The sequence below is a fragment of the Spirosoma pollinicola genome (assembly GCF_002831565.1).
GTDB classification, from domain to species: Bacteria; Bacteroidota; Bacteroidia; order Cytophagales; family Spirosomataceae; genus Spirosoma; species Spirosoma pollinicola.
Map to the genome: position 1 here is coordinate 578,117 of NZ_CP025096.1, position 24,395 is coordinate 602,511.

Annotated in this window: 23 protein-coding genes, 1 tRNA gene and 1 pseudogene; 11 read left to right on the plus strand and 14 right to left on the minus strand. The window is 49.4% G+C overall.

Going from position 1 to position 24,395, the window contains the following annotated elements:
* Positions 1 to 263 precede the first annotated feature (263 nt).
* The 4 genes from CWM47_RS02410 to CWM47_RS02425 all read right to left on the minus strand — a co-directional run bounded on the left by CWM47_RS02410 (position 264) and on the right by CWM47_RS02425 (position 6,737).
* Positions 264 to 2,753, minus strand: a complete 2,490-nt coding sequence (locus tag CWM47_RS02410; RefSeq protein ID WP_100986195.1) for a S9 family peptidase — start codon at positions 2,751 to 2,753, stop codon at positions 264 to 266.
* Positions 2,754 to 2,813: 60 nt separating this feature from the next.
* On the minus strand, positions 2,814 to 3,755 hold the full coding sequence (locus CWM47_RS02415) for a phosphatase domain-containing protein (protein ID WP_100986196.1): 942 nt from the start codon (positions 3,753 to 3,755) through the stop codon (positions 2,814 to 2,816).
* A gap of 154 nt (positions 3,756 to 3,909) precedes the next feature.
* Positions 3,910 to 5,088 carry a hypothetical protein gene (locus CWM47_RS02420; protein ID WP_100986197.1) on the minus strand — a complete coding sequence of 393 codons (1,179 nt, stop codon included), beginning with the start codon at positions 5,086 to 5,088 and terminating at the stop codon, positions 3,910 to 3,912.
* Between the two features lie 140 nt (positions 5,089 to 5,228).
* Positions 5,229 to 6,737 (minus strand): nicotinate phosphoribosyltransferase, encoded by a 1,509-nt coding sequence (locus CWM47_RS02425; RefSeq protein WP_100986198.1) that lies wholly within the window; start codon positions 6,735 to 6,737, stop codon positions 5,229 to 5,231.
* Positions 6,738 to 6,889: 152 nt separating this feature from the next.
* Here CWM47_RS02425 and rpoN point away from each other — a divergent pair, with 152 nt between their 5' ends.
* From rpoN to CWM47_RS02455, 6 genes are all read left to right on the plus strand, one after another.
* A complete protein-coding gene (rpoN, locus tag CWM47_RS02430; RefSeq protein WP_100986199.1) occupies positions 6,890 to 8,341 on the plus strand; it encodes an RNA polymerase factor sigma-54 in 1,452 nt (483 codons plus the stop codon).
* Positions 8,342 to 8,475: 134 nt separating this feature from the next.
* Entirely contained in the window at positions 8,476 to 9,063 is a 588-nt protein-coding gene (locus CWM47_RS02435) for a phosphatase PAP2 family protein (protein WP_100993701.1), read from the plus strand.
* A 15-nt stretch (positions 9,064 to 9,078) separates the two neighbouring features.
* Complete coding sequence (locus CWM47_RS02440; RefSeq protein WP_100993702.1) at positions 9,079 to 9,876, plus strand: enoyl-CoA hydratase/isomerase family protein; 798 nt, start codon at positions 9,079 to 9,081, stop codon at positions 9,874 to 9,876.
* Between the two features lie 66 nt (positions 9,877 to 9,942).
* Positions 9,943 to 10,019 (plus strand) — tRNA-Arg (locus CWM47_RS02445).
* A gap of 149 nt (positions 10,020 to 10,168) precedes the next feature.
* Positions 10,169 to 10,744 (plus strand): ISAon1 family transposase N-terminal region protein, encoded by a 576-nt coding sequence (locus tag CWM47_RS39045; RefSeq protein ID WP_240625678.1) that lies wholly within the window; start codon positions 10,169 to 10,171, stop codon positions 10,742 to 10,744.
* A 134-nt stretch (positions 10,745 to 10,878) separates the two neighbouring features.
* Entirely contained in the window at positions 10,879 to 11,511 is a 633-nt protein-coding gene (locus CWM47_RS02455; protein WP_449448543.1) for an ISAon1 family transposase, read from the plus strand.
* 11 nt (positions 11,512 to 11,522) lie between these two features.
* Here CWM47_RS02455 and CWM47_RS02460 read toward each other — a convergent pair whose 3' ends face one another.
* The gene (locus CWM47_RS02460) at positions 11,523 to 11,726 is read right to left on the minus strand and encodes an SDR family NAD(P)-dependent oxidoreductase (RefSeq protein WP_394341976.1); all 204 of its coding nucleotides are present in this window, start codon (positions 11,724 to 11,726) and stop codon (positions 11,523 to 11,525) included.
* A 128-nt stretch (positions 11,727 to 11,854) separates the two neighbouring features.
* Between CWM47_RS02460 and CWM47_RS02465 the strand changes: the two genes are divergently transcribed.
* A complete protein-coding gene (locus tag CWM47_RS02465; protein ID WP_100986200.1) occupies positions 11,855 to 12,214 on the plus strand; it encodes a winged helix-turn-helix transcriptional regulator in 360 nt (119 codons plus the stop codon).
* Between the two features lie 42 nt (positions 12,215 to 12,256).
* On the opposite strand, the gene CWM47_RS02470 is transcribed toward CWM47_RS02465, so the two are convergent.
* A complete protein-coding gene (locus CWM47_RS02470; RefSeq protein WP_100986201.1) occupies positions 12,257 to 12,613 on the minus strand; it encodes a winged helix-turn-helix transcriptional regulator in 357 nt (118 codons plus the stop codon).
* Positions 12,614 to 12,775: 162 nt separating this feature from the next.
* On the opposite strand from CWM47_RS02470, the gene CWM47_RS02475 reads away from it, so the two are divergent.
* From CWM47_RS02475 to CWM47_RS02490, 4 genes and pseudogenes are all read left to right on the plus strand, one after another.
* Positions 12,776 to 13,648, plus strand: coding sequence for a pirin family protein (locus CWM47_RS02475; protein WP_100986202.1), 873 nt, complete (start codon positions 12,776 to 12,778; stop codon positions 13,646 to 13,648).
* Positions 13,649 to 13,739: 91 nt separating this feature from the next.
* Positions 13,740 to 14,288, plus strand: a pseudogene (locus CWM47_RS02480) (YceI family protein).
* A 121-nt stretch (positions 14,289 to 14,409) separates the two neighbouring features.
* Positions 14,410 to 14,973, plus strand: a complete 564-nt coding sequence (locus CWM47_RS02485) for a Gfo/Idh/MocA family protein (protein WP_100986203.1) — start codon at positions 14,410 to 14,412, stop codon at positions 14,971 to 14,973.
* Positions 14,889 to 15,530 carry a Gfo/Idh/MocA family oxidoreductase gene (locus CWM47_RS02490; RefSeq protein ID WP_157815879.1) on the plus strand — a complete coding sequence of 214 codons (642 nt, stop codon included), beginning with the start codon at positions 14,889 to 14,891 and terminating at the stop codon, positions 15,528 to 15,530. Before CWM47_RS02485 ends, CWM47_RS02490 begins: the two co-directional genes overlap by 85 nt.
* Positions 15,531 to 16,652: 1,122 nt before the next feature.
* On the opposite strand, the gene CWM47_RS02505 is transcribed toward CWM47_RS02490, so the two are convergent.
* The 8 genes from CWM47_RS02505 to CWM47_RS02545 all read right to left on the minus strand — a co-directional run bounded on the left by CWM47_RS02505 (position 16,653) and on the right by CWM47_RS02545 (position 24,374).
* The gene (locus CWM47_RS02505) at positions 16,653 to 16,850 is read right to left on the minus strand and encodes a hypothetical protein (RefSeq protein ID WP_100986207.1); all 198 of its coding nucleotides are present in this window, start codon (positions 16,848 to 16,850) and stop codon (positions 16,653 to 16,655) included.
* A 578-nt stretch (positions 16,851 to 17,428) separates the two neighbouring features.
* Positions 17,429 to 18,916, minus strand: coding sequence for an MBOAT family O-acyltransferase (locus CWM47_RS02510; RefSeq protein ID WP_100986208.1), 1,488 nt, complete (start codon positions 18,914 to 18,916; stop codon positions 17,429 to 17,431).
* A 12-nt stretch (positions 18,917 to 18,928) separates the two neighbouring features.
* Positions 18,929 to 20,005 (minus strand): hypothetical protein, encoded by a 1,077-nt coding sequence (locus tag CWM47_RS02515; RefSeq protein WP_100986209.1) that lies wholly within the window; start codon positions 20,003 to 20,005, stop codon positions 18,929 to 18,931.
* Between the two features lie 40 nt (positions 20,006 to 20,045).
* A complete protein-coding gene (locus CWM47_RS02520) occupies positions 20,046 to 20,900 on the minus strand; it encodes a hypothetical protein (RefSeq protein WP_100986210.1) in 855 nt (284 codons plus the stop codon).
* A gap of 627 nt (positions 20,901 to 21,527) precedes the next feature.
* The gene (locus CWM47_RS02530; RefSeq protein ID WP_100986212.1) at positions 21,528 to 22,364 is read right to left on the minus strand and encodes a hypothetical protein; all 837 of its coding nucleotides are present in this window, start codon (positions 22,362 to 22,364) and stop codon (positions 21,528 to 21,530) included.
* Between the two features lie 204 nt (positions 22,365 to 22,568).
* A complete protein-coding gene (locus CWM47_RS02535) occupies positions 22,569 to 23,324 on the minus strand; it encodes an SDR family NAD(P)-dependent oxidoreductase (protein WP_100986213.1) in 756 nt (251 codons plus the stop codon).
* Between the two features lie 26 nt (positions 23,325 to 23,350).
* Positions 23,351 to 23,848 (minus strand): hypothetical protein, encoded by a 498-nt coding sequence (locus tag CWM47_RS02540; RefSeq protein WP_100986214.1) that lies wholly within the window; start codon positions 23,846 to 23,848, stop codon positions 23,351 to 23,353.
* Between the two features lie 25 nt (positions 23,849 to 23,873).
* Positions 23,874 to 24,374 (minus strand): nuclear transport factor 2 family protein, encoded by a 501-nt coding sequence (locus tag CWM47_RS02545; RefSeq protein WP_100986215.1) that lies wholly within the window; start codon positions 24,372 to 24,374, stop codon positions 23,874 to 23,876.
* Positions 24,375 to 24,395 lie beyond the last annotated feature (21 nt).

A 24,395-nucleotide genomic window follows, 5' to 3' on the forward strand; every position in this document is an offset into this window, starting at 1 on the left:
AAAAGGCGAAAGAGCGAAAAGCGAAAGAGTGATTCACTCAATCGCCGACGCGGTACTGTGTATGATGCTGCAAGGATAACAAAGATTGTTGGCAAATGGGTTTGTCAACAAATCGCATTGCTCGAAAATATGAATAACCCATAAATTAATGCAGCGGAGTAATGCCCTTTACAGGATATATAATTAGTGATTGGGTTAGTAAAGACGAAAGCCGGGCTGGTACGTCCAGACCCGGCTTCGTCTTTACTGTCTATCCTGAAAAACTACTTCTCATTATTCCCTCCTCCCACTTTACCAGCCTTGTTGGTCTGAGCAGCGGGTGCCGGGTTTTTGACGTATTTATCCATCCAGCCGTTCATCTCCCACAACATGTGTAGTAGAGACTCTTTAGCCGTATAGCCGTGGCTTTCGTAGGGCAAAAAGACCAGTCTTGTAGTGGCCCCGAAGCCTTTGAGGGCATTGTAGTAGCGCTCAGACTGAATAGGAAAAGTCCCGGTGTTGTTGTCGGCTTCGCCGTGAACCAACAATAAGGGCGTCTTCATTTTGTCGGCGTTCATAAACGGCGACATTTTATTGTAGACATCCGGTGCCTGCCAGTAACTGCGTTGTTCATTCTGAAACCCGAACGGCGTCAGCGTGCGGTTATAAGCCCCACTGCGGGCAATGCCCGCTTTGAAAAGCTTGCTATTGGACAACAGATTGGCTGTCATGAAGGCCCCATACGAGTGACCGCCCACACCCACCCGACTCGAATCAACAACGCCTAACCGAACGCCCTCATCAATGGCCGCTTTGGCACTCGACACCAGCTGCTCCACGTAGGTATCATTTGGTTCTTTATCGCCTTCACCCACAATAGGAATGCTGGCATTGTCCAGAATCGCATAGCCCATCGTCACGAAGGCCGCCCCGCCCCAATAGCTGATCCGATTGAACTGGTAGGGTGATCCAGATACCTGACTGGCGGCTTCTTTACTTTTAAATTCGGCAGGATACGCCCATAAAAATGTAGGTAACGGCCCCTGCTCTTTCTTGTAGCCAACGGGCAAATAGAGTGTGGCGGTCAGTTCAACACCGTCGGCCCGCTTGTAGCGAAGCTGCTGTTTCTGAATCCCTTTCAACTGCGGATAAGGATGGGGGAAGAAACTAGCCTGAATGGGCGCAATCCTCGCTTTCAGGTTGCGAACAAAATAGTTCGGATTTTCGTCAGGTGTTTCGCGGGTAGTCAGGATTACCTGTCTACCCGCATCCAGAACGGCAATGGGCTGCTCGAAATACGGAGCCGCCGAGCGCCAGAGTTCGCGACTCTGTTTTGTTTTCAGATTCAGCAGACTCACAAAGGGGCGGTCACCCTGGGGCGATGAACCAACGGCGTTCAACATCAGAATGTCGCCACTGGGCAACAGGTTCAACACCTCACGACCGTACTGATTGTGCTTCATATCGGGCTGGCCGGGATTGTTGTACCGGTCTTCGTATGAACGGTCGAAGAGGACTGCCGTTTGCCAATCGGCAGGATTAACCGTCTTTGTGATGGTCTTACGCGTCTGCCACCAGCGTTCTGTGGCCAGTGCTGTCGACTCAGTGCCCCAATCAAAGTTCTCGAACCGGAACTGAGCGGCATAAATTTCTTTCGGCTGAGCCGAGAAGGGCGCGTCAATCATGAACACCTTATCCCGAATATCGGCTTTCACTTTCGGGTCGCCTTTATCCTGAGCCACCGTATAGTACACAGAAGCCGGGGCGTCAGCCCGCCAGTTGAAATCGCGTGGGCCAGTGGGTGCTCCATCGGGACTGTAGGGCACGCTCTCCTGCAAAGGCCCATCATTCAGGCTCTTAACCAGCGAACCGGCCATAGCATAAATTTCTGTTTTGAGCGGAAACCGACCAACGGGCACCAGATACGAAAACGGCGTATGGACAGTCTCAACCATAACGTACTTACCATCCGGCGAGGGCTCAGCCGACCGAATGATTCCCGGCTGACCAATATTGGTCGTCGTTCCGTCAAGACTCATCCGAACGACCTGCGCGGTTGTATGGAACGCAAACTGCCGCTCATCGGACGGGCTTTTTAGCAAGTCCTGATAGGTGGGTGCCTGCCCCCGTGAACCCGCCACGTTCTCCTGCGTAGTTGGTCCGCTGGGCACCCGGCTCACTTCCGAAGCGGGGCCACGGTTGGCCGGAACCGTTTTCACGATCAGGCTTTTGCTGTCTGATACCCAATGATACGGCATCCCCAGTGTTGCATTGAGTGCCAGGGAGCCAACTTTTTGGGCTGTGGCCGTAGCAACATCGGCTACGTACAGGTCGATCTGGCTGTTAGTCGAATTGGCAAAGGCAATCTTCGTTCCATCGGGCGCCCATTGAACGAAGCTAATGAGGGACGTAGCAGGCAGGCCCGTTATTGCTTTATCGTCTTTATCAGTCAGTTTTTTAATTTTTAGCCCCGTAACGTAGCGAACACGGCTGGGGCCGGTGTTGGCCGGGTTCAGCCGCAGACCCGCCAGTTTGAGTTCAGGCTGTGCCAGTTCGGCTATACCGGGAGCTGCAGCCTGTTCCAGAATAAGCATCATATCCCCTTTCGATGACATACTCACGTTCGGGGTGAGGGGTGCCGTCACCAGATCAGCCAGCGCTTTGGGTGGGGTTTGGTAGGCGGGCGCATCCTGGGCATAGCCCGCAAGCGAAAACGCAAGCCATAAAATACATAAAAGCCATCGGCTTTGTTTAGCGGTCAGGTTGTGAAGCATAAGAGGTTATTTCAGATCAATTGCGTATTAAAGATACCCTGATTCCACCTAATTATCACCCTAAAAATTACCATATTCTACCTGCACGCAGGTTAGCCCCAGGGTTTGCCGCCACATATCTACAACTTGCTGGCGGTCGTCAACAACCAGTTCGACATAATACTGCCCGGCAATATGCTGGTCGAATAATTCATGTTTGACCAGTGCGTCTTTCCGGTTATCGTTTTGTGGACGCATGAGGAGTTGGTAATCGGCTGGTTGCCAGCTAAAATACTGCTCGAGCCAGGCCATCGTCTCGGCTCGGCAGACAGCATCTCGACCCGAGAGAAACACAACCAGATAACCCGACGCCCGCAATGCCTGTACCAGTCGGATAATTGGCCAATTGGGTGCGTCGATCCCTACCCGATGCCAGGCAAAAGGTGAGCGATCTCCCCGCAGCGCAACCGTACCGTCAATATCGACAAGCACACAACGAGTTAAGGTTTCATCCTGTTTACGCACAAAGGCAGGGCTGCGCGTAAGTACCTCCGTCTGAAAATTGAACGTTCGTTTCAAGGCGGCCAACTGTTCGGCTTGCCGTAAAATACCGGTCTCTCCTATCGAATCGTCACGGTACTTATCGCGTTGAATACACTCAGCCACAGGTATGTCCAGCAGTTTGTAGCTGATTTCGACCGCATCGAATTTGGCCGTAAGCATCCGTCGGAACTCATTGAAGTAACTCAATCTCAGATTCGTGTTGTCGATCAGCACGTGCCAGCCCCGCGCTAAACCTTCCAGAATGGTTGTTTTTTGTAATTCACTAACGAGGACTTCGATTCGATCTTTCTCACGATCTGGCCAGGTTTGCCAATACTCAGTCAGCGAAACGGGGAGCAAACTGCGACGCAGGTCGTCGCGATTGACACGCAGCCAGTTTGGATTCTCCAGGCAAAACCGTTTGGCAAACGTTGATTTGCCGCTACCGCTTAGCCCCGATAGAATGAGCACTTTTTTCATAACGAATTCTCGAATCACCTACGTAAACACGTCTGTTAAGAAACTAAACAAATTTTTAACCACAGAGGCACAGAGTACACAGAATACGCAGTTTTTGAGCGCAAAAAAGCCCGGCCTCTACCAGAGAAGCCGGGCACAGGATGTATGGTTCGATTTATAAGACGATAATTTTCAATGTCAGCCGCGTTGCGCCCTGCTGACCACCGAGCAAATACAAGCCGGGAGCGAGTTGCTGAGTGGGCACTAAAATGACCCGTGTATCCGATTCGCGACGAAGCTGAACTGGAATTGGTGCGCCCGTCACGCTTTGTAAGGTCAAAGTCAATGGGTCAATATTTCGGAGCGCAACACGAATAAAATCACCCGCCACAGGGTTTCCAACTAGGCTAAACGATGGCGTTACCTTATCGAGAACAACGGCAATGAGTTGAGAATAAACTATAGATTGATCGTCGCCTTTATCAACTTGCTTTAGTCGATAATAGCTTGTTCCGGCCAGTGGCTCCTGATCCAGTAACGAATACGTCTGCTTCCCATCCGACTGGCCAACAGCAGTTACCCGCCCTACGGCACTAAACTCATGTGCATCGTGACTGCGTTGCACCTCGAAATAATCGCTGTTTGTTTCCCAGGCTGTTTCCCAGTTTAAGGCAACCTGACTACCAACAGTTTTAGCCTGAAAATCAACTAAATGCACAGGTAGGGGTGCAAACCAGGTTAAATCTTCAATCGTTATGGTTTGCGCTCCAGGATTAGCGATGACCTGGGCAGCATTGTTACAATAGGTAATGGTAATTTCGGTGACGACGTCTGCAAATAGTACCTTATTACCCGGATCTGAGGCCGATGGCGGTGCATCGCCGGTACCCGTTATTGTGCTACCCGAAATACTTGAGTATGTACCTGCCGTGCCCGACGCACTGATCGTTGGCGTTACGTTGCCACCAACGTTCTTACCACTAACGCTTACCTGATCGATAAAATCAAACAAAGCCCCATTGACCGCCCCTCTGTCAATATTCAATAACCTGAACGTTAATCCCTGAACGCCAGGACTAAAACTAATGGTCGTGGTCACACAAGCTGAGTTTGTTGTATGGTTGACTGCCAACTGAAGCCCCCGGCTAAATGCCTGTGGAGAATTGCTTTGCAAACCAGACGTCGTTCCCCCCATTACGACAGTGACATTGGTAACCGGATTACCTATCCCGGTATATGATTTGGACAAGTCGTGAGTGGTCCAGCCGCCATCAGTAGTCTGAAAGTCTAAATCAGGTTGCGCAAAGCCTACGCTACTTATCAGTAAACTCACAATTAAATAAACGTATTTCATACTCATCCAGGGGTTACGCTCAGCAGAATAGCTATACTGAACAGGTAGGTGGAAACCCAAAGATAAGTATCTATTTATTTAAAATAATGTATTAACAAGTGTCCAATAATTTATTAAGTTAAATTTATTGATATACTGACTTATACTTGCGTCTGACCCTCCCGAAGTGATAAAATTAACTTCGTCTTCAACTCATGTAATCCTTTCTCCAACCCGACGGGGTATGTGTGCGGATTGACAAAGCGTTTTACACCCGGATGCAGCTTAGCCAGTTGGGTTTGTACTTTGGCCCGCACACTGTGAATGTCCGGTATTTCATAAACCCGTTTCCCCAGGCGAAATACAGGAATCAATAGATCATCAAAATCCTGATTGGCGTCGAAACGTCGGCGTTTCGTAAAATCCAGCGGGTCAATCATCGTGATGGCTTTGCTTATTGAGCCATCCATACGTTCCGAATCATAGATCATATCGGCAATAAAGCCTCGCTCGTCGCTGAATCGGCGCACCTGCTGAATGCCTGGCGTTGAAATTTTAATAGCCTGCTCCGAGAGCTTCATTTTGTACTCCCAGGCCAATGCGCCGTCCTCATCCGGCTGGCTGGACCGTTCCCGTCGTAATGCGGCTAACTTATATACGCCCCCCAGAGCCGGCTGGTCAAAGGCCGTAACTAGTTTTGTACCGACGCCCCAAACGTTAATTTTTGCCCCCTGCTGCCGTAAACTGCTAATAATCGTTTCGTCGAGGTCATTACTGGCCACGATGGCCGTATCCTCAAAACCGGCCGCATCGAGCAACTTCCGGGCTTCGATACTCAGATAGGCCAAATCGCCTGAGTCGAGCCGAATACCGGCCAGTTTATACCCACGCTGTTTCAGCCTGTGCCCGGTCTCGATGGCGTGCCGAACACCCTGTAAACTATCATACGTATCAACCAGCAGGGTCACATTGTTGGGTAGTACATCGGCATAGGCATCAAACGCCTGTTGCTCATCGGTAAACGACATTACCCAACTGTGCGCGTGCGTCCCCCCCACCGGAATATCGTACAGCTTACCGGCCAGCACATTCGATGTAGCATCACACCCACCAATATAAGCAGCTCGGCTTGCTGTCATCCCCCCATCAACTCCCTGTGCCCGACGCAAACCGAACTCCAGCAAGGTGTCATTTTCGACCACAAGCCGAAGCCGGGCTGCTTTTGTAGCGATGAGTGATTCGAAATTAATGAGATTCAGTAAGGGCGTTTCGAGTAGCTGACATTGTAAAATCGGGCCGCGTACCCGCACCAGTGGCTCATTCGGGAATACGACCGTTCCCTCTGGTATGGCTTCTATGTCGCATGTAAGTTTCAGATTAGCGAGGTAGTCGATAAAAGCCTCTTCAAACAAGGGTTTTCCATCGTTCCCAACCAGCGTTTTCAGGTACCTCAAATCCTTTTTCGAAAACCCGAAGTTATCAATGTAGCCAATGACATTTGCCAAACCACAGGCAATAGTAAACCCTCCATTAAAGGGATTTTTTCGAAAATAGAGGTTAAAGACAGCCTCTTTCTCGGCTGTTTTTGTTTTCCAGTAACCATAGGCCATCGTTACCTGATACAGGTCCGTCAGCAAACTCAGGGATGTATCGTAGAGCTTATTTGTCATAGGTTGCGAAGGTAATTAAGCCCAGGCTTCGCAGAAAATAGTACATAGAAAAAGATTTTTTGATTAATTTGGCCTAATAATTGTGAGGGCACTTTTATTGAATGCTCACCCACTCGACGTAACGAACTAATCTACAGACTGTAGCACCATTCATGCAGAAATTAAGTCTTTCTCAATCTCTCCAGCAGAAGTTATCTCCGCAGCAGATTCAATTCATCAAGCTGTTACAGATTCCTACTATTGAACTGGACACACGCATTGAAGAAGAGCTGGAAATTAATCCGGCGCTCGAAGAGGGTATGGATGAGGACTATGACCAAAAAGATGATGACGACTCCTTCGATGATACAGATGACTTCAAAGACCGTGATAATGACCTCGATATAGATAGCTATATTCAGGACGAAGACTATGCCGGGTATAAGATGCAAGGGGATGGCAACCAGGGTGAAGAGGAGCGCGATATGCCACTGGCAACCAGTTCCAGCCTTACCGATTCCCTATTGCAACAGTTCGGGTACTTGAATTTAACGGAAGATCAACGTGTCGTTGGCATGCAACTCATTGGCAGTATTGAATCAGATGGGTATATCCGTCGGTCAATTCAGGCTATTGTAAACGATCTGGCGTTCTCCCAAAACGTATTCACCGACTCGGAAGAGGTAGAAGATGTACTGCATAAAATTCAGTCTTTCGATCCGGCAGGTATTGGTGCCCGCTCACTACCAGAATGCCTGTTGCTACAACTTCGGCGCAAAGACCAGTCAGACCCTTATACCATTCTGGCTATTCGAATCATCGACGAATTCTTTGACGAATTCTCTAAAAAGCACTACGACAAAATTCAGCGACGGTTAAACATCAGCGACGAGTCGCTAAAGCGGGTTATCGATATCATTATCAGGTTAAATCCCAAACCCGGCTCTATGGAAGGCGAATCGGGTAACATTCAATACCTGATTCCCGATTTCCTGCTGTCGAACAGCAATGGTAAGCTTGAATTGACGCTAAATTCCAAAAACGCGCCCGAATTGCGTATCAGCCGCTCGTTTGCCGATATGCTCGACACTTACGACAAAAGCAACAAGAAGCAGAATAAGAACCTGAAGGAAACGGTCTCCTTTGTAAAGCAGAAGCTGGATGCCGCCAAATGGTTTATCGACGCTATCAAGCAACGTCAGCAAACCCTGCTCAGGACAATGAACGCAATTGTTCGCTACCAATATGATTTTTTCCTGACCGGCGATGAATCCCGGCTTCGGCCCATGATTCTGAAAGACATTGCCACGCTGATCGACATGGACGTATCGACAGTGTCGCGGGTGGCCAACAGCAAAGCCGTTCAGACAGAATTTGGCATCTATCCGCTTAAATATTTTTTCTCGGAGGGTATCTCTACCGATACCGGTGAGGACGTCAGCAGCCGAGAGGTAAAAAACATTCTGAAAGACCTGATCGATGCCGAACCTAAGCTTCATCCGCTCTCTGATGATAAACTCGAAAAAATCCTGAACGACCGGGGCTACAACATCGCCCGCCGAACGGTAGCCAAATACCGCGAACAACTGAACATTCCGGTAGCGCGACTGCGGAAACAGTTATAAAAATGAATACTGGATAATGTAAAATGCAATAGACATAGCGCGTATTTTTACAGCATTATTCATTCTACATTATTCATTTTCCATTGAGTATTCCTCTTGCCCGTGTTCTGTCGGTTCTTCTTCATCCGTTGCTGATGCCGACGTTCTTATTCGGTCTGTTGCTATTCCGCGTCCCCGGCGTATTAGGGCTGGATGTCTTTTCGCCTTCTTTGCGGGGCAGCATTCTTGTCTTGATTTTTGTGGGCACCTTCATGGTACCATCGCTGGTTATCTACTACCTTTTCAGGGGTGGGTATGTCCAAAGTCTTCACTTGACTACCCTGGCAGATCGGCGTTTACCATACTTCCTGACGGCCGTGATTTATACAATCACGGGTTACTTATTTACCTTTCACATGCAGGTATTATCGACCCTTGCCCCTGAGATCGGCATCCTGATCGGTAGCATTGCAGTGTCGATCCTACTGGTAGGCCTTGTTAGCTTAAACTGGCAAATAAGTGCGCATACGGTTGGTATTGGCGGTGTGGTTGGCGTTGTCAGTGGCCTGATGCTCCGATTCAGCCTGAATGATCTGTTTATACCACTCTTGCTCCTAATCGTGCTGGCGGGTTTTGTAGCGAGTGCCCGGCTCAAATTAAATGCACACACACCGGCCCAGATCAGTGCCGGCCTGGCGCTTGGCTTGGTGGTTAGTTTGCTCACGGTGTTTTGGTTTGTCTAAAGACTTATGATTGGTATGTACGAAAATCTTCTCTACGAGGTTACAGATGCGGTTTGCCGTATTACCCTCAACCGTCCACAAGTATATAACGCCCTCAGCCCCGGCCTGATTCAGGACATAACGACTGCCATAGAAGCCGCCGGTGCCGACCAACAAATTCGGGTAGTAGTGCTTACCGGCGCGGGCGATAAGGCGTTTTCGTCGGGTGCTGACCTGAAAGAAGGCATTACCACGAGTCTATCGGCGGGCGGTCAGCTTGCCCTTGGCGATTCTCTCCGGGCAACTTACCACCCTATGATTCAGGCCATCCGCAATCTGGCCAAGCCCGTCGTTGGCCGTATCAATGGCCTGGCTGCCGGAGCGGGCTGCTCGCTGGCACTGGCCTGCGACGTGGTGATCTGCACAGACGAAGCGTATTTCAGCCAGATCTTTGTAAACATCGGCCTTATGCCCGATGCCGGGTCAACGTTCTTTCTACCCCGACTCATTGGCCCGCAACGGGCATTCGATATGTGCAGCACCGGCCGACGTGTTTACGGACCCGAAGCCGCCCAGATTGGTCTGGTCAGCCGTTCGGTAGCAACGGCGGAGTTGGACACGGCCGTAGATGCCGTTGTGTCCTATTATGCGGTTGCCCCTACCCTTGCCATTGGGAAAATGAAAAAAGTTTTGAATCAATCACTCTACTCTGATCTCGACCACCAGCTCGAACAAGAAGCTGACAGTCAGGACGTATTAGGCCGTTCGACGGATGCGATGGAGGGTATTGGCGCCTTTCTGATGAAGCGCAAAGCAAATTTTTCCGGCAAATAGATTGACAAACGTCATTTTTCTACCTACTTTTGCACTCCCAATCAACGGGAAATGCTACATAGCAATGCATTCGTAGCTCAATTGGATAGAGCACCTGACTACGGATCAGGAGGTTTGGGGTTCGAATCCCTACGAGTGCACCAAAGTACAATTTAAAGGCCTTGCAATTCTCTGATTTGCAAGGCCTTTTTACTTATAACCAATTAGTTAGTACTTTTTTTGGATCAATTCCAAAAGTTGTGGAGAGCGTTGTATTTTTCTAGGTTTGTGCTCTTAATCAAACCTACTTGCTTTGGAGAGTTTCTGGCCCATCATCCAGTTCCTGTTGCCTGAGTTTATTCTGGAAAATTTCGAATTGACATCCATTGACCGTCCCCAGGGCGTCTTTCACGTTTATATCGAAGAGAAAAATGCGGATCAGACGGACCCAGAGCGAAAAAACTTACTCTCTAAAGGATTCTTTCCGGTCATTACTGTTCAGGACTTTCCCATCCGTGGTCAGCAAGTATTCCTCCATATCAAGCGTCGTCGCTGGCTGAACACCAGGACCGGCAAGGTGGTCTACCGAGACTGGACCCAAGTGGCTGATGGAACGCGAATGACGAGTGAATTCGCACGGTCCGCCGTTGCGGGCTTTTTTAAAACAGATCAGTCGATACCAACCCGACTAGCATTCGAGCTATTGGTGGATTTTATGGCGTTGGTGGCCAAGCCTTGTTGCGTCAATACCGTGATTGTCAACGTGGCTTTACGAATTGGGATCAACGGGCACATGCCAAGGACTGACTACTGTATCCCCAAAATCTGGGTCCGCATCTGTCGCTGGATGAAACAAGCCTATCACAGGTTGAGTTCTACACGATTCTGACCAATAAAGCCGCCCAAGGCCGATCTGGCAGCCTTGTGGCCATTGTAGCAGGGACTAAGGCCGAAACGGTGATTGACATTCTGCGTAAGTTGCCTGACAAACAGCGCAAAAAGGTAAAATAGATTACCCTGGACATGGCAGGGAACATGGGGCTGATCGCCAAAAAATGTTTTCCGAAGGCTACCCAGGTAACCGACCGTTTCCATGTGCAGCAACTGGCTTTGGAGGCTGTTCAGGACATGCGCATCCACTACCGCTGGCAAGCCCTGAATGCTGACAATGAGGCCCTTGAGCAAGAAAAGGGGAACCAACTGGTTTATCAACCAGCAGTACTGACCAATGGGGACACGGTGAAACAACTGCTGGCTCGCAGTCGGTACGTGCTCTATAAAAAGCCGACAGATTGGACGGCCAGTCAGCAAGAGCGGGCCACTTTACTATTTGATCGCTATCCTGATTTGAAGACGGCTTATGAGTTGAGTCAGTCGCTGAGTCATATCTTTGAGAAGACGACCGACAAACTCTATGGCTTAGTCCGTTTGGCCAAGTGGCATGAAAAAGTACGCCAAGCCGATTTCAAGGCCTTCAACCCGGTGGCCCGGTCGATCCAGCACCACTACGAGACCATCCTCAACTACTTTGACAATCGCAGTACGAATGCCTCGGCCGAGTCCTTCAATGCCAAGATCAAAGCATTCAGGAGCCAATTTAGAGGGGTTCGAAACGTGGAATTCTTTCTCTACCGCCTAACTCAGTTATATGCTTAATCCTAGATGCTTCACAACTTTTGGAATTGATCCCTTAAATCGGCAGCGATGAAATGAATGCCATTCGTTTGGTCTTCCGGCTTGTTTCGGGCCGTAACGATCACGGTGGCCCCTGCCGTCAGCAGCCGATCGGTGATCGCCTTACCCATTCCTTTACTGCCACCGGTAACCAGGGCTAGTTTGCCTGTCAGTTCGTTTTCAAAAGTAGCCTCCATAACGCTGTTGTTTTGTTCAGGACAAATTTCGGTAGTACGACAGGTGTTGATAAGTACGGACTTACGATTCAGATAGGGATAAATTTATCCCTATTGAAGGGGCCCATGTACCGGGTTATCTTTGTCGTATGTACGAACGAAAGACATTGCCTGAGTTGAACTGCGGGCTCGACCTGATTGGCGAAGTACTCTACGGAAAATGGAAGATGCGGCTTTTGTGGCTTATCCACGAAGGTTTTCAACGCCCCAGCGAGCTCCAGCGAAAAATTCCGGGCGCTTCCCGGCGTGTACTGAACGTACAGTTAAAAGAACTGGAAAGCCACGAATTGGTGGGGAAAGTAATTTATCCGGTTGTCCCTCCTAAAGTGGAGTATTTTCTCACCGATTTGGGCCAATCGCTCATCCCTGTTATTGGTGCTATCGGGCAATGGGGCGATCAGCATGAGGAGCAGTTGCGGACGCTCATTCTGAAGGGCATCAACCCTTAACCCCAATGATAGACACTGTAACCGGTTTCTAATTACGTTCATTCACACGTCCCCCGAGAGGATTTTTTTCCGGTGTAACTCGCCCCAGCTACGTAGTGATTCAATTACCCCGTTAAGGGTCTCACTATGCGGGGTCAACATGTACGTGACTTTGACGGGATAGGTATCGTACACCTTCCGTTTTACTAGACCGTTTACCTCCATATCCCGTAGCTCTTTGGCGAGCATTCGGTCCGTAATCCCGTGGACTTCCTTGGAAATTTCGCCAAACCGCTTTTCCCCGAAGGTGAGGGCCACAATAATAGGCAGCTTCCATTTGCCATTCAACACATCCAGCGCATCCCGGATAGGTCGCAATATACTGATACACTCGGCGTGCTTAAGATCGGTCGTTTCCATTTTATATAGTTGTCATGGTTAGCTGGATTACAATCTAGCCCTGTTAGCTATACTGGAGTATAGTGCTATACTCTAGTATAGTACTCACAAAAGTATAGTAAGAACCGTAAATTTGTATCATCAATGATGAACAATATGTAGCGCCATCTATAAAACAGGAATATGAACCGTCATCGGAAACTCGTCAAAACATATACTCCGCCTACTCAGCCGGGGTTTTTAGGACCTGGCCACTTAGCCAGTCCGGTTATTCAGGTCGATTTTACAGAAAGTGATCCGTTCATTATCTTGATGGATGATCGACTCGACAAGCAAGATGAGCAGCCTGTGGGCGGTCCGCATCCCCATGCCGGATTTGAAACCGTATCCTTGCTCCTGGAAGGTAGCATAGGCGACGACGCTTACCAGATGAAGGGTGGTGATTTGCAGCTCATGACGGCGGGGAGTGGGATCATCCATACCGAAACCATCGAAGGGAAAGCGTCGATGCGCCTGTTGCAGTTATGGTTGAATCTACCCAAGAAAGATCGCTGGGCTACGCCACGGGTACAGGATCTGCCTTTGGAGAAAGTTCCTACGGCAACCCACCAGGGAACAACCATAAAGGTATACAGCGGATCTCTGGCGGGAATGACGTCACCCATTCAGAATTATACCCCGCTTATTCTTGCCGATATCCACTTGCAGCCCGGCACGACGACTGTGCAACACCTGCCGGCCTCCTTCACCACGTTCCTGTATGTGCTTGAGGGAAGTCTGCAACTGGGCGATGAAGCCAACGAACTCCATCGGGATCAAGTGGGCTGGCTGGATAGACACGCCGAAGAGACACTAAGCGAGCTCAAGCTCACAGGCGGTGAAACCGGAGCCCGGATCATTCTCTATGCTGGAGAGCCGCAAGGGGATGCCATCGTGTCGCACGGCCCTTTCATTGGCGATACACAGGATGACATTCGACGACTCTATCAGGAATACCGACAGGGCAAACTGCACCACATCGCCACCGTGGAGGCTTCGCAACGGATTCTCTGGTAAAGCCAGCCACGGCTTCTTTACTAAAATGGCTTTGCCTGCTGGAGAGCCTTCACATAAACTTCGTTATTACAACTCAATAATTTTCAGTCACATGTCAACTACTAAATGGGTTCTTGACCCCACGCACAGCGAATTAGGCTTCAAGATCAGACATTTAATGATCAGTAATGTATCGGGTTCTTTCCAACAGTTTCAGGTAGACGTTGAAACCCAGGATGACGACTTTAGCACCGCTCAAATATGAGCTACCGCCCAAATTGCGTCCATTCATACCAACAATGAGCAACGCGACCATCACCTGCGTAACTCCGATTTTTTCGAAGCCGAAACCTATCCCCAGTTAAGCTTCCAATCGACAAAAGTTGAGAAACTATCCGATGACACCTTTACCGTTTATGGGGATTTAACGATGAAAGGCGTTAGTAAACCGGTCAAACTATCGGTTGAGTATAGTGGCGTAACGAAAGACCCCTGGGGTGGCGTTCGGGCGGGCTATACCATCAGTGGAAAGATCAACCGTAGTGATTGGGGCATTACCTTCAATGGCGTACTGGAAACCGGCGGGGTAGCATTAGGTGAAGAAGTAAAGCTTACAAGTGAAATTCAACTGGTCAAACAGCTGGAGCCTGTAGTCGCCTAACCATAAGTAAAGTAATAAGCAAGCTTTTAAACTCGTTTGCCACCACCTGGCAGGGGCTTTGAAAGGCTGCTTAGTCTTTTTCGGTTCAACTGAACAGGAACTGTCTAGAAAAGCCTAAACGATGAAAAAACAGAAACTACGAGTTGGTCTGGTTGGCTTGCAGGCCGGCCGAAGTTGGGCGGCTGTTGCCCATCTACCGGCGCTCCGCCAATTGACCGACCACTATGAGATCGTTGGCGTTGTCAACTCCAGCCTGGAAAGTTCACGGGCGGCCGCCGAGGCCTGCGCTATTCCTCGCGCGTTCGGCACTATTGACGAGATGGCCGCATCGGAAGATATTGACCTGGTTGTCGTGACGGTTCGCGTACCGCTGCATTATGAGGCCGTCAAGAGCATCCTCTCGCATGGGAAGCATGTCTATTGTGAGTGGCCGCTGGGTCGCACCCTGGCCGAAGCCGAAGAGCTGGCCGCTATGGCCCGCGAGCGTTCCGTGGTGGCGGTGGCAGGAACGCAGGCACGGGTATCACCGGCGATCCGTACGCTCTCCGAGCTCATCCAAACGAATTCGATCGGTTCGATTGTATCCAGTCGCATCCACGGTTGGGCCACCCCCTGGGGGCTACGATCAGCGATACAAAAAACGAGGCATATTTACGGAAGCAAGCCAGTGGGGCTGACCTGCTGACCATCCCGTTCGCGCACACGCTTGCCGCTGTCTGCGATGTGCTGGGCAGTATCCGTGAATTATCCGCCAACGTTCACACGCGCTATCCACGGGTAAAAGTGCTCGATTCGGGTACATATATCGAGGCTGACGCGCCTGATTATATCTCGGTGATCGCCAGCCTGACCAACGGTGCCCCGCTTTCTATGGAGTATACGGGTGGGCATCCGGTTTATGGGGACGCTTTTAGTTGGCAAATTGAGGGAACAACGGGGCAGTTGGTTATAACAGCCTCCACCGGACATACCCAACTGGCGAATATCGCCATTACGCGTTATTCTCCCTCCGGGCAGGAGCCAGAACGTATTGAGATAGCCGGTATGGACCATTTTGGGCCCCATACCAACGTCAAAGAAATCTACCGAAGGCTGGCTAGTGATATACTGAACGGAACCCAAACAGCTCCCTCGTTTGAGGAGGCTGTTTGGCTGCACAAGTTGATAGACGACATTCGCCTTTCCTCCCGGACCGGACAACGGATAAGTCAGGCAACTCCAGTTGGGAACCTGGCTTATTAGTTTAAATCGACGATTTAAATTGTGAAACATTCGATTACACTCGAGTGTTTCTGCTCTTTCTATTTACAGATTGTCTAGTTTGCCATTTCTTGAGACGCCCCCATTAGGCAGCAACAAGTTGAAGGTGAGTATCTCGCAATAACGCTCTATTCTTGTTTCGAGGACTAGACTTTTTAACGCCAAGTGACGGATTTTGTACGAAACGGCAAAGCAACCCAAAGTCAATACTTACTTGAATGAATCCTATAAACGGTTTTTCTGCCGGTTAATAGCCAGAAAATGGCTAACAAATTGGGCTTTTCAAACTCATGCCGGACTTTTGCAACCGCACCGGCGGCCCGGAGCCACTATGATTAGGTTATGTGACAAATTGATGAAAAAATCTGTAGCTGGTCAACCCGATCTGTAATTAACTTTTAAGACTTATCGGCAAGCCATTACTCGCCAAACGGGCTAAGTTTTTTAGTGCTATTGGAAATTTAGTTTTATACTCCTTTCTCAAAAGCAGTCCATAAAATGAGGATAAAAACCCTGTACAAACTACTTCGTGATTAATAGTGCAGCCGCGATCATTGACAATTAGGGTATGAATAAAGCTCATTTTTGCACCCAATAAACTGGTTACCTCGGTATAGCTTTTGAATCGACTTACCTCTGTGAAAATCATATTGAACTTCATTCCATTAGGAGCGGTATTAGTACCGGTTGTGACTACGGCGAAAGGACCATTTAAGCTGATTTTTCCAACCAAAGGATCCCAGGTAGGAGCAATATCAGTGGCTTCATACCATGCTCATACTGTTTCCACAGGAGCTGTCGTCTCTTCGCTCGCTTCCAGATGCCAGTTTTTTGTACAAGTAGGGCGTAGACTAAACCTAAAATGATAACTGCAATTATGATATACATACTATTTTTATTAGACATAAATAGAATTTATTAACAAAGACATTAAACATCATCTGGACTACGTCAAAGCTAAGTCAGATATACCAAGGTCGATGTCAGTAGGGGTTGAGATTTCAACATATCTACTTAAGAATAATATGAAAAAGATATTATGTAAAGCGGAGTCTGCGTCGCAGACACTTACTAATTACTAGTGCTGGGGATGCCCAGTCTTCATTATGAGCGACGGCCGAAAAAGTATTCCTTAAGAAACAAGATTGCAAACCCAAACGCCACAACTGTGCCGATTACGTGTGCAATATCTCCCCCTGTCATGTTCTCAAAAAAGGGACGACCTAACAGGCTTAAAAAGTTGAAGCCTCCAATAACTGTAAACACGAAGAACTGGAGAAGAGACCTGCGTCGATTTTTCATAGTTTTTGGTGTGTTAGGGCCGCATTAATAAGTGCTAATAAAGGCTAGTTACCAATACTCTTTGCAAGCTCTTTAAGCTACGGTGATTCTTGTTGTATAATCAGAGTGGCTCCGGGCCGCCGGTGCGGTTGCAAAAGTCGGTCAGTCTCATAAGCGAATCATTCCGGTCGCCAGTACGTACAAGGACATAATCGCGCCCGTGTGCTGGCAGCAATCATCACGAACCAGACAAGTATTCCCAAAATGAAGCCGAATTGCCCTAATTTTCGGTGATATTTCAGATTACTTCTGGCGGCCAATAGACTCTTAATCAGAAATATGGTCAGCCAACCGGTCATCACAGTTCCATGCGCATGCGTGAACCTGTGAGACTTTAACGATTCGCTGGATACCCCTTGGTAACTGGGCATAAACCAGACTATCGAAATGATAAAAAAGACGATCTCCATGCTGACGAAAAAATAGTGTCCCCGACGATTGGGTCGATTGGCAGCAACTGATTCAACTGGTGAATGGATCATAGAAAGCATATTTTTGCACCTGAACAAGCGTTGAATTAGGAACGCAGTCCCAAGAACCTAAAACTGAAAGTATATAAAGGACCCGCTACTTTTCTGGGTCAGAATTACCAGAATGAGCAGACTTGACCAGCCAAGACTTAGCCCCCACCAGGGCAGCCGTTTCGAAAACGCAAGCAGCGAACTGTCCCGCATCAGCCAGTGACAGACAATAATGCCGATCGTAATACTACTGACCGTCAGGATGGCCAGGTTCGTGAGCATAGGCGCGCCATTGGGAATAACACCAAACATCGACAGCAGCAGCAAGGTAGCACCACCGAACGTAGGAGCCCGGAAAAAGACCCACGTAATGTTTACCAAAAGCAGTGTCAGCATCGCCAGCCCAAACTGAGCAAGCGGACTGGAAACGTGTATGGGTGGAATAATAGCGGCACGATTCAGCATCGACCCGTCGACCATTGCCTCCGCCCGAATTGCCCGACGCTGAGCCGACCTGTCGCGCCAGAATCGCTCGATGCAGAGAAACAACCCATGTAGCGCCCCCCACACAACAAACGTCCACGACGCTCCATGCCAGAGCCCACCCAACAGCATCGTAATCATCAGGTTTATATATGTTCTAACGGTGCCGTGCCGGTTGCCCCCCAAGGGGATATACAGGTAATCACGCAGCCAGGTTGACAGCGTAATGTGCCAGCGACGCCAGAAATCGGAGAACCCAATGGCCGCATAGGGATACCGAAAATTATCGGGCAGTTCAAACCCCAGACACAACGACACACCAATGGCGCAGGTCGAATAGCCACCGAAATCGCAGAAAATTTGCCCCGAAAAGGCTAATACGCCCATCCAGGCATCGAGCGGTTGCACCGGAAACGGCAGGCCAAAGATCAGATCAGCAGATGCTGCCAGCAGCCCGTCGGCAATCGTTACCTTCATGAATAAGCCTAGTGAAAGCAGAAATAGCCCCCAGCTCAGTTGCTGCCCCGTGGCCCGGCGCGGTGTTTTGAACTGCGGAATCAGGTCTTCCGGACGCACAATCGGGCCAGCCACCAGGTGGGGGAAATACGTAACAAACAGCGCGAAGTTCAGAAACGAAGGTTCGGGCGCAAATTTGCGTCGATACACGTCCAGCGTATACGAGAGCGTAACGAAGGTGTAAAAGGAAATGCCGATGGGTAGAATAATATCGGGTTTTACGGCATGAAACACGATGCCCATCGCCGACAGGAGTGCCGTAAAGTTTTCCAGCAGAAACCCGCCGTATTTGAAATAACTCAGCATACCCAGATTCAGTACCAGACTGACGGTTAGCAGGAGTTTTCGATTGCGAGGCCGCTGCTCAACCGAAATCAGGCGTGCCATGTAGAAATCGACGACCGTTGACAGCCACAGTAGCAGAATGAAGGGCGGGTTCCATAGGGCGTAGAACAGATAGCTGGCCAGCAGCAGGTTTATCTTTTTTACCTTCCAGGAAAAAGGCAGGTTGTGCAGCACCAGAATGACCGCAAAAAATAGAATGAAGGTGTAGGAATTGAAGACCATTGTCAGGGTTGATTAAAGCGTAGAGGAAGGCGTTCTGAAAGTCGATACAGATGGATTTCGTTGCAGCGACCAGCCCATTTTCTGCTCAATAACCGGGAGCAGATCCTGTGTGAAGAACACGGCATCTTTGGGCGTCAGATGCGACCATTCCGGACATGTGAAGCGGCTCAAGGCCGGGTAGTCGGCTGCGTGAATTCCGGGGGTATTCGTATACGAAAGCAGTCGATCCCAGTAGGCCGCACGGGGGAACATCTTGTTTTCAATATCCCGCATCGGTCCGTCCGAAGGCGTCCGGATGAAGACGACCTTACCACCGCGCGCCCGAATCTGATTGACCGATTGCCTGGTTTCTTTAAAGATTTCCTCCAGGGGAGGCCCCGCAATGGCTTCTTTAGGGCTATGTGAACCGATATTTACCCATTCATTCTTTACCTGACGCTGCAGGTTGGTATCGGCGACAAAGGCGGGCCACATCTTCGTTTGCCGGTCGAATTGGTTAAACCCGAATTCATAAGGAAATGTCGGTCCACCCCACGTACCAAGTCGATTAGGGATGGGCAGATGAGTCAGCAGGGGCCCCAGCGCCAAATTCAGGTCATCCAGAAACACAAAATTGGCCTCCAGAACGTGGTTGATCTGAAAACTGATCTGCTGGGAAAGTGACCAGTTTGGATATGCCTTGACCCGTTTGATCGCTTCCTGTTCCGGGAAAGACCCGGTTGGCGTAAAAAACAAGGGCTCGGTGACGTCGATAAGTAGCGTCCCTTTGAAGTTCGGATCGTTGCCCAAATCGGTCAGGAATGGCCGTGGAGATGTACCTGGCATGGATAACTGAATCGGTTTCTCACCCGTGATGCGCTCCCAGGTAGCCAGATCGAGGTCGAACTTGATGCGCGAGGAACCAATCAGAACGGGTCGACTATGGCTGCTCTGATAGACCTGTTTTCGTTTGCTGGACCATAAACTCTCGTCGTCGTTATACGAAAGGACATAATTTTCATGCCGCCAGTAGCGTTCCCATCCGATTACGAACGTTAGAACGAGGACTACTGTGAGCCAGCCGGTTTTGGAATAGTTTGTTGTGTTCATGATTTGCCGGTTAAGTGGATCTGGTAAGTGCCAGGCTCTTTTATTGAGTTTTTACAACAATCAGCGGTACGTTGCCGGTAAATTCTGCCGATGCCGCACTAAACCCACCAAACCCACTGTCTGCATCGACGGAACAGCCACACCAAACGCCGAGAAAATAAGCTGAACCCTGTCTCGCAAAGAAGGGAAGGTCAAACACCTCGTGAAAGCCACTTCCTGAACCATTATGGCCTTCTACCCAGCCAGTTCCGTCATTCCAGAGCTGTACACGATTGTCCAGAATGAGCCTGTTTACAGAATTGGTCTGCTCGAAAACGAAGACGCCGACGAAGCCATGATTGTGAGCGGTATAGAAGAGCGATTTGTCCCACCATGAGAAAGAGTAGTCAACAACGGTCCGAAACCGAACAATACCATTGGTGATCGGCCAAAACCATTTACCAATCTGGGCATTGGCTGAAATGGCCCCGGCGCCGATTTCCTGACTACGAACGTGAATCTGGCCAATATCAGCCCGCCCTGAGGCCTCCTGCCCTCCATGCTGGACGCCAAAGTCATAAGGGGGAGCAAAAATGGCGATAATGGAACCGGGCAATAGTGCTGAATCAAATGTTGGCGTATCAGGCGGCTTGACGGGTGGAATTTTGCTAAAAGACGCTTCGAGCTCAGCACGCATCTTGTCCGTTAATTCCGCATAGGTCCGCGCCAGTGCCTCGCTTAGTGGTCTGGTGATTTCACGAAACTTCTTTTGCTGAGTCTGTTGTTGTTCGACTTCGCGCGCAAATCGGGCGCTCATCACGTCAGTCACTTGTCCCGATTCTGCTTCTGACAATGCGGGGCCGTGAATGGCTTCGAGCATTTTACGCGCTTTGTTGGTTTGTTTTTCAGTAGCCATGGTTTTATGGAATTAGTTAAGCGTTAGCCTTATGTATTAGCTATTTTACATTGATGAGTTTCCCCTCGGGGTAGTCCTGCCAAATCATAGCGGCAATTTCTCAGATGCCTTTCTGCTTTTCCAAGACCGAAAACTGACAGGCGTTGATTTGCTGGTCATCGGGCAGGTCGGCAGTCAGGGTAAACGTGCCCCAGGCCCAATGCCCGTTGATGTGGGTTTTATACTGAGTGAATACGTTTTAGGTAGGTGGTACATCGACAAGCTCGATCAAACGATTACCTATCATTTTTACCCTATTGTTGTACCCATGAGCTTCAATCATTACTCCTCCGCCGGGCGCAGCCTGATAATACAAATCCGGCGATTGGACAAAAAGGCTTCCAAAACTTTTGATGTCGCGTTATATCAAATGCCAGCTGCCTATTTTCTAAAACCTGGCGGATGACGGCCTCATCGCCCGACGTTTGATCCAATGAATTCGTTGCGAAGGCAGTCAGTGCAGCAACTGACAGCATCAGTAAAAGCAGGCCGGTTTTTATTAGTTTATGGATAGTAATTCGAATTGATGTTGTTCGATGAAGGCAAACTTTACGCCGACGAATCCAGGGGAAAGCCGGTCTGATCGGCTTAATTTTTAATATCTGCCGGAGCGATTATAATCCGATAGCCCCCATGCGTACCCGGCTGAATGAAAGCGACGCCAATCCCTTCTGATAGTTTCCGTTTTGCCTGACTGGCTCCTGCTTCTGCTTTGGGTAAATACCCGTTAGCAATGGCATATTTTACAATCGGTATCGCTTTTTCTTTGGCCCGTTGCTGGGTAATGCCCTTTGCTTCCTCATCCCAGACTTTTATGGCGAAAAGAGCGGTGGTATTATCCAGAATCAGCGCCAGTTCATTGACATTGATAGTCTTGTTGTCTACCAGCCATTGCTGTTCTTTTTCCAGCGTTATTTCTTTTCCGCTGCTTGTCGAAATATAGTTTGAGGTTGGCTGGGACTGGGAAAGAGCCGGAAACTTAGGTACAATGCCATAGACCAACGTGGTTTGCCTGTCCTTAAACGCTACATCAATCAGCGCCGAAGGCAGCATTCCTTTGCTCACATCTCCTTTAAATTTATACGTATAAACCCAGATGCTCTGCCCGGTCTGATACGTTCGAAAGCCCCTCATGAACTCCATTATTTCCTGGCCAAATCCAAATCCCTTCGCCACAGAATCGATCTTCCTGGCTATTGGGGAAAACTGCTCCAGCGGGGTGGCCTTCTGGGCCTCCGGGTCGAAAAGGTCCCAGGCCTGTTTATAATTTCCATTAAAAACAGCCGCTATGAAGCTACGGGCAACGTGATCCTGCGGGTCGGCTATAGGTTGAGCGTCAGCGGTTACGCTCAGAAAAAGGGGTACCAGTATCCAACAAATGATGCCGCTTTTGATGAGCCACCTGGGTTTACATTGCTTTTTCATGATATGGAAAGATTGAAAAATCCGGTATAGAAGTATAGCAGCAGCTTATACTTGTTTGCTGACTAGTGTTTTATTCATCGGTGCTGTGTCATAGAATCTGTTGGTCAATGGGAAAAACAAAACTGTCCTACTGAAATTGATAGACGTTGTAGTAGTCGGATTTTGGCCTGCCTGGGGAAACGTCCGTTATGACTGATTTTCTGCTTAATGATGGGTCCATCCGCCATCCACGTTGATCGTCTGGCCGGTAATGAAATCACTGTCATCCGAAGCCAGAAATACCACTGCGCCCGCGAGATCATTCGGTTCTTCCCGGCGCTTGATAATCTGCTGGTCAAGCGTAATGGACTGAATGTACTCAACCGTTTCCGGGGGTGCCATTTGCTGGACCCCCTCCGTCAACGTAAGGCCGGGCGTAACACAGTTCACATTGATGCCTGAGCCGGCTAACTCGCGGGCCAGGGTACGGGTGAACGACAGAATTGCCCCTTTCGATGCTACGTAGGGCAAGAGCATTGGCGTGCCCGCCCATATCGTATTGGAGGAGATGTTTATGATCCTACCTTTTCCCTGCTGGCGCATAATGGGAATAAAGGCCTTACAAAACAGCCACATCCCCTTTACGTTGACAGCCATCACCTGATCCCATTCGTCTTCCGAAACCTCATCAAAGGGAGCGAGCTTAGGAATCAGGGCTGCATTATTAACCAGAATATCAATCCGGCCGTAGTGTTGCAGGACACTGTCGGTCATGGCCTGAACGGCCTGCCAATTCTCTATATTGGTTGTTATTTCCGACACCTGCCCACCCGCTTTCTGTACGTCCGAAACGGTTTGTGCACAGGACAGGATATCAACTGCCACCACCAGAGCACCCTCGCGGGATAAAGCCAGACAGTATGCCTGGCCGATGCCACGAGCAGCCCCCGTAACGATAGCAATCCGATCTTTTAGCCTCATTGCAGTAACGGGTTAAGTAGGTAAACTCAGTGGATAATCTGTAGCTGGGAGACACCCGTAAAAGCAAGAACAAAAACGGCTCCCGACGATTGACTAAGCGAGGGCCCTACACCCGCGTAGAGATCACCTATCCGGTCCATCGTGAACTTCACTGTATTGCCGAAGACTTTGATACTGACGTTGATTGTTTTGTGATCGCTGGCAGTCATGGCAACCGACACGCTAAGGGCCTCCGTAGCATTGGCATTGAACGGTTGCCGGGGGGTCGGTGCAAACCCACCCGCAGGGACTGGATCGATGGAAAGCCGTCTGTCGCTGAAATACATTTTCATTGGACTGGCCGATTCCATATGCGCTGGTCGAAGCGGAGGTCCACCAAATTCTGTCCCGCCCGATTGTGGATGAAAAATCAGCGATCCGTCGGCATAGCTGGCGATGCCATTGTTTTGATTACTTACCAGTGTAATGTGGACTGAACTGCCGTCTTTGGCAGTAGCCAATACCTGCTCAAGATTCATGGCCATAATTTTAGTTTTTTAATGTGCTGGATTACTTAATTTCTATCAGATTGCCTTCCGAATATACTTGGGTCGTCAGGGCGGCAATCTTCCATCCAGCCGCCTGTTTTTCCAGAATCAGCAGGTCACGCCCATTCCACTTTTTACCGTCACCCTCCCAGTGGGTCGTTTCATCGACCCAGGCGGTGTTGCCATTGACGTGAATATGGGTATCTGTGCTGGGGATAGGGGTAGGATCGGCTGGGAAATCTTGTGGATCATCTTTCATGTGATTCCCGACCATGTGCGTCATAGCCTCCCAGCCTCGTGCCATATACAAGTGATTATCCGCAGTAGTGACCTGGTAATAGAGCGTTGGCGATTGGATAAAATAGCCGGAAAATACCTTTAGTTCACGCTTATTGAAGGCAAGGTGGGAAGCGTGGAGCACCTGCCGAATGGCGGCTTCTTCGCCCGTCGTTTGGGCAGATGAACAGATTGAAAATACCAGCAGCATGGTAGCTGATACCAAGGAGATCAGGGTAATTTTCATTGGATTTAGTTGGGTTTATTG